This is a genomic window from [Pseudopropionibacterium] massiliense (assembly GCF_900607225.1).
Classification (GTDB): domain Bacteria; phylum Actinomycetota; class Actinomycetes; order Propionibacteriales; family Propionibacteriaceae; genus Arachnia; species Arachnia massiliensis.
Map to the genome: position 1 here is coordinate 2858464 of NZ_LR027842.1, position 15206 is coordinate 2873669.

Below are 15206 nucleotides of genomic sequence, written 5' to 3' on the forward strand. Positions count from 1 at the left end.
CCCCCACGACATGGTTTCGACACGACCCACTCGCTGCCGCTCGCAGGTCGGCTCAACCAGCTCCAAGGAGAACAAAGCCGGGTGATGGGGTCAGACCAGTTCGGCGACACCGGGGCCGTCGTGGGTCTCGATGCGGCCCAGCACCCAGGCGTCGATTCCCCGCGACCCCAGCAGCGCGACGGCCGCGTCGACGCCGGTCTCGGGCAGGATCGCGACCATGCCGACGCCCATGTTGAGGGTGGCCTCGATGTCGGCCTGCGAGATCCGTCCCGCCTGCTGCACGAGCCGGAAGATCGCGGGCGGGGTCCAGGAGTCGCGCTCCAGCCGGGCCCTCCGGCCCGCCGGGATCACGCGCGCCAGGTTGGCGGCCAGCCCGCCCCCCGTGATGTGGCTGAAGGCGTGACACTCGACCTCGCGGATCAGCGCGAGCACGTCGAGGGCGTAGACCCTGGTCGGGGTGAGCAGCTCCTCGCCGAGGGTGCGGCCGAGTTCGTCGATGTGCATCTCGAGGCGCCAGCCGGCCTGTTCCAGCAGCACGTGCCGCACCAGCGAGTAGCCGTTGGAGTGCAGCCCGGAGGAGGCCATCGCCAGCACCACGTCCCCGGCCTCGACGCGGTCGGCACCGAGGATGGCGTCGCGTTCCACCACCCCGGTGGTCGCGCCCGCGACGTCGTACTCACCCGGGCCGAGCAGCCCGGGATGTTCGGCGGTCTCCCCGCCGACCAGGGAGCAGCCCGCCGCGACGCAGGCGTCGGCGATGCCCGAGACGATGGCGGCGATCCGTTCGGGAACCACCCTGCCGCAGGCGATGTAGTCGGTGACGAACAAGGGTTCTGCGCCACAGACCACGAGGTCGTCGACGAGCATGCCGACCAGGTCGAAGCCGATGGTGTCGTGGCGGTCGAGGGCCTGGGCGATGGCGACCTTCGTGCCCACCCCGTCGGTGGAGGTCGCGAGCACCGGATGGGCGTATCCCTTCAGCGCCGAGGCGTCGAAGAACCCGGCGAAGCCCCCGAGCCCACCCAGCACCTCGGGGCGGCGGGTGCGGGCCACGGATGCCTTCATGAGTTCGACGGCGCGGTCACCGGCCTCGATGTCGACCCCGGCGGCGGCGTAGGCGGACTGGCTCATTTCTCCTCCAGGTGAAGCAGCTCGGCCTGGCCCTTCGGGACCGCTATCGGGTAGCGGCCGTCGAAACAGGCGCGGCAGAGGTCGGCGGCGGGACGGTGGGTGGCCTCGGTGAGGGCGTCGAGGGAGATGTAGCCCAGGGAGTCGGCCCCCAGCGACCGACAGATCTCGTCAACCCCCAGCCCGGGCGCGATCAGCTCGGCGCGGGTGGCGAAGTCGATGCCGTAGAAGCAGGGCCATTCCACGGGCGGCGAGGAGATGCGCACGTGCACCTGTTTCGCCCCGGCCTCGCGGAGCATGCGCACCAGGGCCCGCTGGGTGTTGCCGCGGACGATGGAGTCGTCGACCACCACGAGCCGTTTGCCCGCGATGACCTCCTTCAACGGGTTCAGTTTCAACCGGATGCCGAGCTGCCGGATGGTCTGGCTGGGTTGGATGAACGTGCGGCCCACGTAGGCGTTCTTCACCAGTCCGAGGCCGAAGGGAATGCCGGAGGCCTCCGCGTAGCCGACGGCCGAGGGGGTGCCGGAGTCGGGGGTGGGAATCACCAGGTCGGCCTCCACGGGGTGTTCGCGGGCGAGGATGCGGCCGATCTCGACGCGGGTGGCGTGGACGCTGCGTCCCGCGATGGTGGTGTCGGGGCGGGCCAGGTAGACGTACTCGAACAGGCAGCCCTTCGGCCTGGCCTCGGCGAAACGCCGGCTGCGCAGCCCCGCCTCGTCGATGGCGATGAACTCGCCGGGCTCCACCTCGCGGACGAAACTGGCGCCGACGATGTCGAGGGCGGCGGTCTCGGAGGCCACCACCCAGCCGGTGGCGAGCCTCCCCAGGACCAGGGGGCGCACGCCCTGCGGGTCGCGGGCGGCGAACAGGGTCGTCTCGTTGATGAAGGTCAGGCAGAAGGCCCCGCGCAGCCTGGGCAGCACCGTCATGGCGACCTGCTCGATCGGTTCGGTCCCGAACGAGGACATCAGCGCGGTCACCAGCGAGGTGTCGTTGGTGGAGTCCATGGTCTTCTTCTCGGGGACCCGCTGGCCGGGGTCGAGTTCGCGGAGCCAGGACTCCAGTTCGTGGGTGTTGGTGAGGTTGCCGTTGTGGGCCAGCGCCAGGCCGCCGTTGCGGGTGGCGCGGAAGGTCGGCTGGGCGTTGTGCCACACCGAGGCGCCGGTGGTGGAGTAGCGGGTGTGGCCGATGCCGAGCCGCCCACGCAGGGACGTGAGGGTGGCCTCGTCGAAGACCTGGGAGACCAGCCCCATGTCCTTGAACACGGTGATCCGCTCCCCCGTCGAGACCGCGATGCCGGCGGATTCCTGGCCGCGGTGCTGGAGTGCGAAGAGCCCGTAGTAGGTCAGCTGGGCCACGTCCTCGGATGGGGCGAAGACCCCGAAGACGCCGCAGGCGTCCTTCGGGCCGTGGTCGACGGGGTCGAGATCGAGGGATAGTCGGCCATCAGGTCGGAGCACCGACTCAGCTTATCGCGGGTTCGTCGGTAACCCACATCCCCGACGGACCCCGGGACCGACAAGCCGGGCCGCACGCCACTCATCCCCCGGCCCCGCGACCCGGCAGGACTCCAGAGACTTCGCCGGAATCCCGCATCCACTCTGACCAGAATGCCAAGCAGCGTCTGAATCACACGAGTGGCCCATTCCCCAAAAGTTGGCATCCGGTCGACCTGCTGGCGAGAACCTCATAGTTTTGAATCAGGTCGGCACAGGGTCAACCAAGGAAAAAGGAGTAACCATGTCCGACATGAATTTCCTGAAGGAAGTCGCTGATCACGAGCTCTCGCAGTCCGAGAAAACCCAGGCCGGCGGCCTCTGGACCGTCCCCGGCACCCGCACCATCGGCGCCGTCTGCACCGTTTCCTGGGAGTGCCATGGTTTCATTTGCGGCTTGTTCAAGTGACCCAGCGGAATGACTCTACCGGCGGTGGGGTCGTGAGGGCATTCTCGCCCCCCACCGTCACTCACCACCACACAGGAGCCCAATCATGCACCCAACAGTTTACGCGGCATTTCCAGAACTGAACTCCACCGAGGTCGACGCACTTCTGCATAGAAATCGCGCCGCCGATGAGCTGGCCAACCTCATGTCGCGGACCACGGGGGCGACCGCGGTCACGTGCTGCCCACCGGAACTGCTCCAGCAGGCTCTTGAGCTGCTGCCCACCACGGACTCCCCGGAACCCATCCCCTTCTTCGAGGCAACCCTGGCCGTTGCCCACGAGGATCTGACTTGCCTCCTCGGCCGGCTGAGAGACCATGAGCTCCTGTCGCACCCCCGCGACACGCTGCGTTCCGTCCTCACGGCAACGGTCTCGCAGATGCAGAATGTCCTGCTCAGGGCGCAGATCCACCTCGCCTCAGAACACCGGCTCCCCGATGACCAGATCACATGCCGGACGGCCGAATACACACGCCTGTCCACCTTCCTGGCTTCCAAGCACGGCCTGCGGCTGTTCCAGGAACGTTTCCCGATTGCCGTACACATCGCACGCAACATCGTGCGTCGTCGCACCGATTTCATTCTCCAACTACTCGATCACACAGCATCAGATCTACCATTTCTCCACGAACTCGGAGTCGGGAACGACGTCAAGGTCTCCAACATCTCCTTGGGCGAAGGAGATTCTCACCACGGAAAATCCGTCTCCATTCTGACGTTCTCCGACAAATCCAAGGTCGTGTACAAGCCGAGATCCTTGGCAAACGATCAGGCTTTCTCACTTTTCCAGAAGCATCTCCAGGACATCACCGGAAATACCAAATTTCTCTCATGCAAGGTCATTGACAGCGGTGATCACGGCTGGGCCGAATACGTGGCTGATAACCAAGAAACCAGGTTCGACGACCCAGAGGCCCTCGGAAATTTCGCGGCAACGATCCAGCTCCTCGGAATCTCGGATGTCCATTTCGAGAACGTCCGATTCCGGGACGGAATCCCAATTCTCACGGACACCGAGACCCTCTTCTCCAGCGTCCTGGAATCCAGCAGGAATCCGCTCGGCCCTGCCGCACGCGCCCTGAGCCAGCTGGTGACGACCTCCGGATTTTTTCCCTCACCCTTGATGGTGCCCCACAAACGCAATCCCATCTTCGTGGACGTCGGGGTCCTGGGGCAGCGTCGTCCCACCGGCAGCGGCGAACGATCGCTGACCCTTCGCGACCCCTTCACATCAGACATGCGTATCGAGCCCTCCGGCGTCTCGGAGTCCCTGGAGGAATCGCCGCCGGAGAGATTCGTCGCCAAGGATTTCATCGACGCCGTCTGCCGTTCCTTCCGGCTGACCCTCACAGCGGCCCTACCCGACACCCCGGCGCTGCTCGCCTTCATTCGACGCACTTTCGCCGACGTGACTGTCCGCAGTGTCGCCGCCGACACGATCCGTTACTCAAAGGCGTTGGAGCTCGCCACCAACGCCGCGTGCCTCAGCGACCCCGAGCTCCTGTTGGCCGCGCTCTCACGGGTCGGCGTCTTTCGAGACGACGTCCCCGCTCCCCTTCTCGCCTCGGAATTGAGGCAGCTCGCACAGTGGGACACCCCCGCCTTCGTCGTAGCGGCAACCGGCACGGACCTACTGTCAGGGGACGAGGTGGTCCTACCCGATGCGATGACCGCATCCCCGCTCGACTCGATCACGAATGCGTTGGAACGAATCGACGAGAATTTCATCGAGCTCAGCGAATGGCTGATCCAGGTGTCCTTCGCCCCGTACTACGAAGAGGACACCGAGGGCACCGCATTCCGGTTCAGCAACCCGGTCGCCCCCGGAACCGCCACACCCACACGTCACTCCTGGGATGCGTTGAATCTCGGATTCGTGGGCGGCGAGAACGAGTTCACCCCAACGTGGCTGGGAGCGCGCCTGAGCGACACCGCCCACCAGTACTGGTATCCCCACGAGCTCAGCATCGACGCATATGCAGGGTCCAGCGGAGTGGCCCTGGCATCGGCCCATGTGGATGGCTCCAGGACCCGGGCGGACGATTTCTTCCGCCAGCTGGTGGACAAACTCCAACAGGCCGACCTGCTGGATCCCCGCTTCACGCGCGGCGCCCTGGCGGGAACCGAGTCCGCTCTCTGGGCCGCTGACTGCTACGCACAATTGGTGAATGATGCCGCGTTGGCCGGGCAGGCACGCCAGTTGCTTCGCACTCTGGCGGTGGCTCCCTCGAACGGGTACGACATCGTGGCCGGGGATGCAGGCATGGTGCTTTTGATGACCAACCTGGTCGCGAACCCGCTCAATGACTCGGAGCAGTCGTTGGCAGCTCTTCGGATAGTCTCCCGGAGGCTCGCGGACTGGGTTCTTTCAGACAGGAAACCCATGTCCTTGACCGGGTACGCCCACGGCACCGCAGGGGTCGGGGCCGCACTGGCCTTGGCCGCCCCTCTCGTCCGATCCAGCGAGGTCGACTCGGTGGCACGCGCCGTCCTGATCTCGCTCCTCGACGAACGAGATCCACGGACAGGGTTGTGGCCCATCGGGACGGACCACAAGTTCAAGGGTCGGGGATGGTGCTCCGGCAGCCCGGGATTGCTCTTGGCACTGGCCCAGATCCACTCCACGGGACGTTTCGATGACCATCACCTGGAGCCCACAATCAGCTTGCTTGTGGACGCCACGAAACGCGACTGCTTCGGCGGGAACATCTCCCTGTGTCACGGCGACGTGGGTAACCTGTGGATCCTCCGACACGTCGCTTCCCTGACCCAGGACGACCACTTGGCCGAGGACGTCACATGCGCCTCACGGCGCTATCTCAGGGAGGTCCTGCCCCGCGAGCTCACCAAACCAACCCGCAACTCCATCTCCCACTCCCTCATGGGCGGCACCGGAGGGGCTGCGCTCTTCGAGGCCTCCATGGACGAAACCCGACCTGCCGTGAGGAGTCCACTGTGGCTCGCGTGAAGACCTCCTACCAAGTCACCCAGTCTGACTGCGGCATCGCCTGCGCTCACATGGCGCTCCGGAGCGCGGGAAGCAGACTCTCCCTCAACGCCTTGCGCGAGGCATTCGCTCCTGGACGGGACGGACTGACGATCCCACAGCTCAAGCAGCTCATCGAATCCCAGGGAGCCACGGCCAAGGTGTACCGCGCCATCGTGTCCACAGTCCATCGACTTCCCACGCCAGCCATCCTGCTCTGGGAGCCGTCGCACTACGTGGTCCTGGAACGGACCGTTGGAAAACGCCACGTCATCGTCGATCCGGCTGGAGGCCGGCGCGTCGTGGGTGCCGATGAGTTTGCTGAGCACTTCGCCGGCCTGGCCCTGTGCGTGACCAGCCCCGCCACCCGCCAAGAAACCCCTGATCCATCTCCGTGGCGGAGCGTGCTCGGTATCGCCTGGCGTCGTCCGTACCTCTTGGCGGCTGTACTCATCGGCGCCGTTGTCGTGGGTGCCACGACAATGGCACTTCCAAACCTGACCAGTGGCCTGCTCCAGCAGGCGACGACCACGCCTCAGGCATCGTTGACAGGAATGCTGGTGGCTCTCGCCGCTGGTTTCTTCCTGATCCAACTGCTCAACATCGCTGTCACCACCTTCTGCGCCACCGACATCGGCAAGCGGCTCGGCGAGACAGTTTTCCACAAGCTGCTCAACGCCCCGTACTCCTACTTCGTGGTGCGGCCCGTGGGTGAACTGCTCTTCCGGGTCGGTATCGTCAATCGGCTGGAGGAATCGCTGTCCACCACCCTCGCCCGGGGTGTGGTCTCCAGCGTGATCGCCCTCGTCAGCCTCGGGTGGATCGTCGTCGCCACCCCCACCATCGGGATGGTGGTCGCCCTCATCCTGGGCGTCTATGTCGTCGCCTTCGAGGCCAGCCGACGCGTCGCCAACAGGCTGACCGAGAACCTCAACTCCTCGGAATCACTGGCCAATGCGGTCATGGTGGACTCGCTGAACTCGATCAAGTTGGTCAAGAGCCTCGGGTCTGAACAGCAGGCGTTCACCTCATGGGTGGGGCACAACACAGCCGCGGTTCGCACCCGCCGCACCCGAGCGTTGCTGTCCGGTACTCTCACCGCTACCGTCTCCACGATCCAGAGCTTCGGCCCGCTCTCCGTCCTGGTGTTGGCGATCTCCCCCTTGGGCGGGGCGATGGCGCTCCCAGCAGCAGTGGGTCTCCAGATGATCGCCGGAGTCTTCTTCAGTCAGCTCAGCAGTCTGGGCTCCATGGCCATCGAGATCGGTGAAGCCAACGCCACCGTTCGGCGCATCGACGATATCCTCTCGGCCCAGGAGGACAGCGTTTTCGCCGACGTCTCCGGCAAGGATTTCCGCTTCCCCCTGCTGGCCGAGGCCGCCTCGTTCAAGTTCTCACGTTTCGCACCGCAGACCATCAACCAGGTCAGCATCCAGTGCCATGAAGGCGAGAGGATCGCCGTCGTAGGCGCCACGGGTAGCGGGAAGTCCACGCTCGTCGGGTTGCTGGCGGGCCTTTACCGCCCCGATCGGGGAAGCATCCGCTGCGGTGAAACAGAGTTGGCCGAGGTGGCCAAGCCGAGCTTCTTCGACAACGTGGTCTACGTGCCGCAGGACGCCCCATTACGCAACACCACTCTTCGGGACAATTTGGTCTGGGGGGACCAGAGCATCGACGATTCTGAACTCATCGCAGCCCTGAATCAGGCCTGCTTCAACCTGAGGGAACAAGGCCTGCCGATGGGCCTCAACACTTTCCTGACGAACGGCGGACAGAACCTGTCGGGGGGCCAACGGCAGCGGATCGCCATCGCGCGAGCCCTGCTGCGACACCCGCGTCTCCTCATCCTGGATGAAGCAACGTCGGCACTGGATCAGGAGACGGAGGCTGTTGTCCACAGGAACCTGAGTGCTGTCGGGTGCAGCACCATCACGGTGACGCACCGGCTCGAAACCATTACCGGAGCAGATCGGATCCTGGTCATGGATCATGGCGAAATCGCCGAGCAGGGCACCTTCGATGATCTGTTTGACCGTCACGGCCTGTTTTTCCGCATGTACAACGCCTATCGAACCCATCACGAGCTTCAAGGAGCGACACTGTAATGCTCAAGATCAAGCACATCTCGAAGTCCTATGCCACCATCCAGGCCGTCGCAGACGTCTCCTTGACAGTCCAGCCCGGCGAGATCGTCGGCTTCGTGGGTCCCAATGGAGCCGGCAAGTCCACCACACTGCGGATGCTTACCGGCATGGAAGAACCTGACAGTGGAAGCTGTTCCATCAACGGCCAGCGCATCCGCGATCTGACCGACCCGTTGACGACGTTCGGGGCCCTCATCGATCGGCAAGGCGTTCTCAAGGAACTCACCCCCATGACCGCTGTGCAGTCGTTGGCCGCGGCCTACGGCATCTCGAAGAACAAGGGGCGGACACTCCTGGAACAGGTGGGTCTGGGGCACGCGCTGCGGCGTCGCGTCGGCACCTTCTCGCTGGGAATGAAGCAGCGTCTCGGAATCGCCCTCGCGCTTCTCGGGGAGCCGCAATTCCTCATCCTGGACGAACCGATGAACGGCCTCGATCCCGATGGGATCATCTGGTTGCGGGAGCTGCTGCGCAACTTCGCTCGGCAAGACGGCGGAGTCCTCCTGTCCTCCCACTCCTTGGCTGAAGTCGAGGAAATGGCCGACACCATCATCATGGTGAACCACGGCAGCACCATCTGGTCCGGTTCCTTGCAGGACATCCACACGACATCCTCATGTGTCGTCGTCTCCACGACTGAGAATCATCGTCTCCTCCGCGAACTTGCCAGACGTGGGCTCCGGGCCGAGATGGTCGACGGGGTCATCCACGTTTTCGACTGCGAAAACGAGGACATAGGGCGGATCCTTCATGAAGGCAGCTTCGTCCCACTCACCCTCGCGACCAAACGCACCTCCTTGGAAGACGCCTATCTGGAATTAACCGCCCCTGACCATCGGAAGGCAAGCTGATGAGCACCACAACGTTGAGTAATCGGATTTCGGACACGACGGCACGTCGAGGGCGGGAAGGGCACACACCCCCATCGCCTGTGCGCCTGCGGCGATTCGCCTCCCTGCGCATGCAGAGTCACGTTTTCTTCGGGAATCGGACGCTGCTTCTCAACTTGGCCGCCGGGCTCCTCGCCATGACAGGTTTGGTCGCCGCCGTGGCATTCAGTGTCACCAACTCGTTCAGAAGCGGCCATCCATTGGACGACCCGGCTTTCGTCCAGGACATCGCGGTGTTCGGATTCCCCTTCGCCCAGATCTTCCTCGGTGTCGTCGCGATTCTGTTCATCTGCTCCGAGTGGTCCTCCGGTTTCATCTACACCACCCACTCTGCCATTCAACGACCGCTGAGTTTCGTGGTGGCGAAGACGATATGGCCCGCTCTGACGTGCGCCGTCGGGACTGTCGCAATGATGGTGGTCGTGGTGCCGCTCGAGAGCTGGTTGTTGGCAGGCACGCCGTACTCGATCTCGTTGCTCGACGCCGCCGTGTGGAGGCAGATCGCAGCACTCGCCTTCGTCACCATGAGCGCGGTGAGCTTCGCGGCAGGCATCGCCCTAATCCTGCGAAACAGCGCGACGGCCCTCGGACTCTACATCAGAATCATCCTGATCGCACCGATCATCATCGGGCAGATCCCGGTTGATACGGCGCGCGAGATCGCAAAATGGCTGCCCAACAACGTCTTCAACTTCCTGACCACGAACGCCCCGAACGTGACGGCCACGCTGAACTACCCGCTCCTGATCGCGACAGCCATCGCCTACCCCCTGGCGATCCTGACAATCGGCTTCCTGCCTCTGCGGCGTCGAGTGATCTGAGGTTGCAGACCGGGATTCCACCAACGTGAGTGTCGCGCAACCGGGATGTGCGGGCTCAGCCCGCGAGATTGTTCAGCAGCAGGGTCTCCGCCAGGGCCGCCTTGGCGAAGTCACCGAGGTCCAGCGACTCGTCGATGCCGTGCATCCGCGAGTTCGGGTCGGTGACGGCGGTCACCAGCACCAGGGCTTCGGAGTTGCGGTCGGCGAACTCGGCGACGATCGGGATCGAGCCCCCGCAGCCGATCTCCACGGCCTCGACCCCGAACGCGTCCCGGAAGGCCTTCCGTGCGGCCTCGGCCCTCTCCCCTTCGAGGGCGATCCGGCTCGGCGCCCCGACCTGTTCCGAATCGATCTCGACCCGAGCGCCCCACGGGGCGTGGCTGCGCAGGTGCTCCTCCAGCGCCTTCGCCGCGGCTGCCGGGTCCTGCCCGGGCACGAGACGCACGCTCACCTTCGCGCGGGCCGACGGCACCAGGGTGTTGGAGGCCTTCGCGACGGGGGTGGCGTCGATGGCCAGCACCGAGGCGGAGGGTTTGAACCACATCCGCTCCACCACCGACCCGTCGCCGAGCTGCGAGACTCCATCGAGCAGCCCGGTCTCCTCCAGCAACCGGTCCTCGGGGTAGTCGAGGTCGGGTCCGGGCCCGGAGACGAGCCCCTCGATCGCGACGTTCCCGGCGTCGTCGTGCAGGGTGGCCAGCAGCCGGCACAGCGCGGTCAACGCGTCCGGCACGATCCCGCCGAACTGTCCCGAGTGCAGCCCCTCCGCCAAGGTGGACACCGTCACCTCGCAGGCGGCAACCCCCCGCAGCGACGTGGTGAGCGAGGGTTTGCCGACCTCCCAGTTGACGGAATCGGCGACGACGTAGACGTCGGCGGCCAGTTCGTCGCGGTAGCGGTCGAGCAGCGTCGGCATGCTCGGCGACCCGATCTCCTCCTCGCCCTCGATGAACACCTTCACCCCGACCGGCGGTTTGCCGTCGAAGACCCGCAGCGCCGCCACGTGCAGCGCCACCCCGCCCTTGTCGTCGGCCGATCCGCGCGCGTACAGCCTGCCGTCGCGTTCCGTCGGTTCGAACGCCGGGGAGGTCCAGGCCTCGGCATCACCCGTGGGTTGGACGTCGTAGTGGGCGTACAGCAGCACCGTCGGTGTCCCCTCCGGTCCGGGGAAGTTCGCCCACACCGCGGGTTTCCCGCCGCCGTCGAGGAGTTTCACCTCCGAGGCCCCGAGGTCCCGGAACAACCCGGAGACCGTCTCGGCGCAGGCGGCGACGTCGGCGTCGTGTTCCGGCATCGAGGAGATGGACGGGATGGCGATGAGCTTGTGCAGGTCGGCGATGGCGGAGGGCAGCACCCTCTCGACGTTCCAGGCGAGATTGGTCATGCCCTCACCCTACCGAGAGCGCATCGGCAGGGACCGACGACGTCAGTCCCTGCCGATGCCCGGCCGCGGAGTTTTCCGGACCCTCAGCCCTTGACAGCGCCCGCGGTCAGTCCGGCGACGATGTACTTCTGCAGGTACATGAACAGCAGGATGATCGGGATGGCCGCGACCACCGCGCCCGCCGCGAACAGCGACCACGGGGCGTTGCGTTCGTCGGAGGCCCACACGTACATGCCGACCGCCAGGGTGTAGTCCTCCGGCCTTTGCAGCACGACCTTGGCGAGGATGAACTCACCGTAGCTGCTGACGAAGGACAGCAGGCCGACGACCACGAGGATCGGGGTGACCAGCCGCATGATGACCCCCCAGAAGATCTGGGCGTGGGTGGCGCCGTCGATGCGGGCGGCCTCGTCCAGTTCCTTCGGGATGGTGTTGAAGAACCCGTAGATCAGGAAAGTGTTGCCGCCGAGTGCACCGCCGAGGTAGACGGCGATCAGCCCGAGGGCCGAGTTGAGCCCCAGCACCGGGTAGACGTCGCGGAGCATCAGCAGCAGCAGGAAGATGGCGACGAAGGCCAGCATCTGCGGGAACATCTGGACCAGCATGAGGGCCGTGAGCCCGCCGCGGCGTCCCGTGAACCGGTACCGGCTGAACGCGTATGCCGCCGACGCGGCCATCAGCACCGTCCCGATCGCGGTCGAGATGCTGACCACGAACGACTGCAGCATCCAGCGCGGGAAGTTGGTGCCGAACAGTGTGGCGTAGTTCTCCGCCGAGACGGTGCGGAACAGCTGGCTGGATCCACTGATCGTGCCTCCCGGGTTGAGGGAGGCCGACAGCACGTAGAGCAGCGGGAAGATGCAGTAGAGCATCAGAACCACCGCGAGGATGTGTTTCCAGCCCACTTCCTTCCACCAGCGGGCGCCCTTGAGGGTGACGTTGTCGTTCATCACATGATCTCCTCGAGCTTGCGGGTCTGCCGGAATCCGAGCCAGGCGATGACACCGACCACCACGAAGATGATGAGGGACAGTGCCGAGGCCAGGCCGTACTGTTTGCCTCCCGACTCGAAGGCGATGGCGTAGACCATCGAGATCAGGATGTCGGTCTCACCGATCAGCAGCGGGGAGCCGGAGTAGTTCGGGCCACCGCCGGTGAGCATGTAGATCAGCGAGAAGTTGTTGAAGTTGAATGCGAAACTGGCGATCAGCAGCGGCGCGAGGGAAACCATGAGCATCGGTAGCGTCACGCTGCGGAACCTCCGCCACGCCCCCGCCCCGTCCATGATGGCGGCCTCGGTCAGCTCGGCCGGGATGGCCTGCAGCGCACCCGTGCTGACCAGGAACATGTAGGGGAATCCGAGCCACAGGTTGACCCCCAGGATGGCGAACTTCGCCAGGTTCCCGTCGGACAGCCACGCGATGTCGGCCCCGCCCAGCATCTGGTTGATGATCCCGAACTCCCGGTTGAGCATGCCCTTCCAGGTGAGAGCCGCCAGGAACGCGGGGAAGGCGTAGGGAAGCAGGAAGATCGCGCGGTAGAAGGTGCGTCCCCTCACCCGTTTGTCGTTGTAGATCACGGCCAGGGCCAGCCCGAGGGCGAACGTGGTGGCCACGGACAGGATCGCGAAGGCGAACGTCCAGGCCGTGATGCTGAGGAACGGTCCCGTCAGCCGCGAGTCGTTGAAGACCTCGGTGAAGTTCCTGGTCCCGACGAACACCCGCCAGCCCGGGGTGAGCTGCGATCCGTCGCTGGCGACGTAGGCTCCCACGGACTCGTCGGCGTGGTAGATCTTCCCGTCGGGGTCGGTGAAGGTGTCGGCCGCGGCGTCGTGGGTCAACGCCGACTTCGCGACGTAGGCGAAGGACGCGTTGTCGGTGCGCAACCACCCCTGGGTGGGGTCGTCACTGAGGTTGACGCGCAACTCCAGCACATCCTTCTGCCGTGCCTGCACGTCAGGCGGCGACAGCACGTTCCACCCGGGCACCTCCGTCACCCTGGTGCCGGCGACAACCGCTCCCTGCACCTCAGCGAGAGGAGTGTTCTGGGTTCCGGCCTCGGCGTGGCCGTCGCGCACCACCGCGAATCCCAGTTCGCCGTCCTTCTCGACGACGGTCACGGGATAGGTTGAGGTGCCCTCGACCCTGCGGTCAGAGGCCTTGAGGATCTGGGTGATGGCAGCTTGCTTGGAGTCGTTGTGGCCGTCGCCGTAGTTGGTGAACGCCACCCAGGCCGTCGAGCCCATCACGTAGACCTGATAGACGAGCAGGAAGACCAGGCCGGGCAGCAGGTACTTGGCGGGGACTGCTCGCTTGGAGAAGTAGACGTAGTCGGCGACGAGCAGCGTCACGGCGAGGAAACCCAGCACGAGCCATTGCCGCTGGGGAATCGAGACCATGATGCCGTACAGCCCGAAGGCGTTGACCAGGGCCATCAGGACCAGCTTCGCGTAGAAGCCGGGACGCGTGTAGTCGCGGGCGTGGGACAGCCGCGGCTCTGCTGGGTCGGTTCTTTCTTTCATGTTGTTCCCGGACCGGAAACCACGCGGGGGCCGGAGCGCCCCCGCGTGGAGCACCGATCAGCCCTTGGCGAGCGCGTCCTCGACGTTGGAGATCATCTGCTGCCAGGTGGACACCGGATCCTCCCCGCGGAGGATGCTGAGCTCGGCGGAACCCCAGTGGCTCCAGACGGCATCCATGGTGGTGATGGTGGCGGGCAGGGGCTGGCCGCTCTCACCTGCGGTCTCGAAGCCCTTGAGGACCGGGTCGGTGACGGCCGCCGCGGCGGACTTCAGCGCGGGCAGGCGCCCACCCTTTTCCTGCAGGATCTTCTGCGCCTCGTCACCGGCCATGTAGTCGAGGAACTGGTTGGCCAGCAGCGCGTTCTTGGAGTACGACGACAGGTAGACGCCCTGCACCCCGATGAACGGGGCGGACGGCTGGCCGCCCGCGGAGGGCACGGGCAGCACCGAGATGTCGAGCCCGGCCTTGGTGAACTCGCCGGTCCACCAGGGGCCGGTGATGATGTAGGGGGACTTGCCGTCGAGGAAGGCCTGCTTGGCCTGGTCCCCTCCGATGGACTCGGACAGCACACCCTCGTCGGTGAGCGTCTTGATGTAGGCGGCGAATTTCTCGCCGGCCTCACCCTTCATGCCGATCTCGGTGGTGTCGGGCTTGAACAGCGGGGCACCGAAGGAGCTCTGCACCGGGTACAGGTGGTAGGCGTCGCCCTTGTCGCCCTGCTGGATCAGCACGGGATGGTCCGGGGTGAGCTGTTTGCCCTGGGCGATGAGTTCGTCGAAAGTGGCCGGGGTGTCCTTGGCGAGGGCATTGTTGCGCACCAGGGCGATGTTCTCCACCGCGTAGGGAACGCCGTAGAGGGTCCCGTCGCTGGTGAAGGCCTTCTTCGCGGCATCGGAGAAACCGTTTGCCTTGTCGCCGAGTTCCACGGGTGCGACGACTCCGTTCTTGACCAGACTGCCGACCCAGTCATTGGCGCCGACGATCAGATCGGGGCCGGCCCCGGAGGGGGCCTGGGCGATGAAGTCCGTGCGAACGTCATCGGTGGGTTTCTGCACCACCTCCAGTTTGACCCCGGTGGCCTTCTGGAAGGCCTCTCCGATGGCGTTGAAACCCTCGATGCGGGTCTCGTCGGTCCACACAGTGAGGGTTCCGGATGCCTGGGAACCGCCGGAGGAACTGTTCGATGTGGTGTTGCTTGCGGAGCCGCAGGCGGTCAGGGCGAGGACCAGGCCGGTGGCTGCCAGGGCGAGCAGGCGCTTGCTCATGTGGTTCTCCTGTTCTGCGGGTCGACTTCGACGCCGCTGATGCAAAACGCTAACAAAAACTCTGCATGTTTGCAGCAATTTTTCAGAAAATCTCGGCCACAATTTGATAACGTTCGGCA

General features: G+C 65.2%; 11 protein-coding genes. 5 read left to right on the top strand and 6 right to left on the bottom strand.

Annotated features, from left to right (window positions below):
• Positions 1-90: 90 nt before the first annotated feature.
• Both purM and purF read right to left on the bottom strand, forming a co-directional pair.
• Positions 91-1131 carry a phosphoribosylformylglycinamidine cyclo-ligase gene (gene purM, locus E0E39_RS12730; protein ID WP_130875081.1) on the bottom strand — a complete coding sequence of 347 codons (1041 nt, stop codon included), beginning with the start codon at positions 1129-1131 and terminating at the stop codon, positions 91-93.
• The gene (gene purF / locus E0E39_RS12735) at positions 1128-2591 is read right to left on the bottom strand and encodes an amidophosphoribosyltransferase (RefSeq protein WP_130875082.1); all 1464 of its coding nucleotides are present in this window, start codon (positions 2589-2591) and stop codon (positions 1128-1130) included. The genes purM and purF overlap by 4 nt, the downstream gene beginning before the upstream one ends.
• Before the next feature lie 280 nt (positions 2592-2871).
• On the opposite strand from purF, the gene E0E39_RS15855 reads away from it, so the two are divergent.
• From E0E39_RS15855 to E0E39_RS12755, 5 genes are all read left to right on the top strand, one after another.
• Complete coding sequence (locus tag E0E39_RS15855) at positions 2872-3036, top strand: hypothetical protein (RefSeq protein WP_165444791.1); 165 nt, start codon at positions 2872-2874, stop codon at positions 3034-3036.
• A gap of 85 nt (positions 3037-3121) precedes the next feature.
• Complete coding sequence (gene lanM, locus E0E39_RS12740; RefSeq protein ID WP_130875083.1) at positions 3122-6043, top strand: type 2 lanthipeptide synthetase LanM; 2922 nt, start codon at positions 3122-3124, stop codon at positions 6041-6043.
• Positions 6031-8166 (top strand): peptidase domain-containing ABC transporter, encoded by a 2136-nt coding sequence (locus tag E0E39_RS12745; protein ID WP_130875084.1) that lies wholly within the window; start codon positions 6031-6033, stop codon positions 8164-8166. The genes lanM and E0E39_RS12745 overlap by 13 nt, the downstream gene beginning before the upstream one ends.
• Positions 8166-9056, top strand: a complete 891-nt coding sequence (locus tag E0E39_RS12750) for an ATP-binding cassette domain-containing protein (RefSeq protein ID WP_130875085.1) — start codon at positions 8166-8168, stop codon at positions 9054-9056. The genes E0E39_RS12745 and E0E39_RS12750 overlap by 1 nt, the downstream gene beginning before the upstream one ends.
• Before the next feature lie 110 nt (positions 9057-9166).
• Positions 9167-9916, top strand: coding sequence for a lantibiotic ABC transporter permease (locus E0E39_RS12755; protein WP_130875086.1), 750 nt, complete (start codon positions 9167-9169; stop codon positions 9914-9916).
• 55 nt (positions 9917-9971) lie between these two features.
• Here E0E39_RS12755 and E0E39_RS12760 read toward each other — a convergent pair whose 3' ends face one another.
• From E0E39_RS12760 to E0E39_RS12775, 4 genes are all read right to left on the bottom strand, one after another.
• The gene (locus E0E39_RS12760) at positions 9972-11300 is read right to left on the bottom strand and encodes a dipeptidase (RefSeq protein WP_130875087.1); all 1329 of its coding nucleotides are present in this window, start codon (positions 11298-11300) and stop codon (positions 9972-9974) included.
• A gap of 83 nt (positions 11301-11383) precedes the next feature.
• Positions 11384-12250, bottom strand: coding sequence for a sugar ABC transporter permease (locus E0E39_RS12765; protein ID WP_130875088.1), 867 nt, complete (start codon positions 12248-12250; stop codon positions 11384-11386).
• The gene (locus E0E39_RS12770) at positions 12250-13821 is read right to left on the bottom strand and encodes an ABC transporter permease subunit (protein WP_130875089.1); all 1572 of its coding nucleotides are present in this window, start codon (positions 13819-13821) and stop codon (positions 12250-12252) included. Before E0E39_RS12770 ends, E0E39_RS12765 begins: the two co-directional genes overlap by 1 nt.
• 57 nt (positions 13822-13878) lie before the next feature.
• Positions 13879-15087, bottom strand: a complete 1209-nt coding sequence (locus E0E39_RS12775) for a sugar ABC transporter substrate-binding protein (protein WP_130875090.1) — start codon at positions 15085-15087, stop codon at positions 13879-13881.
• Between the last annotated feature and the right edge of the window lie 119 nt (positions 15088-15206).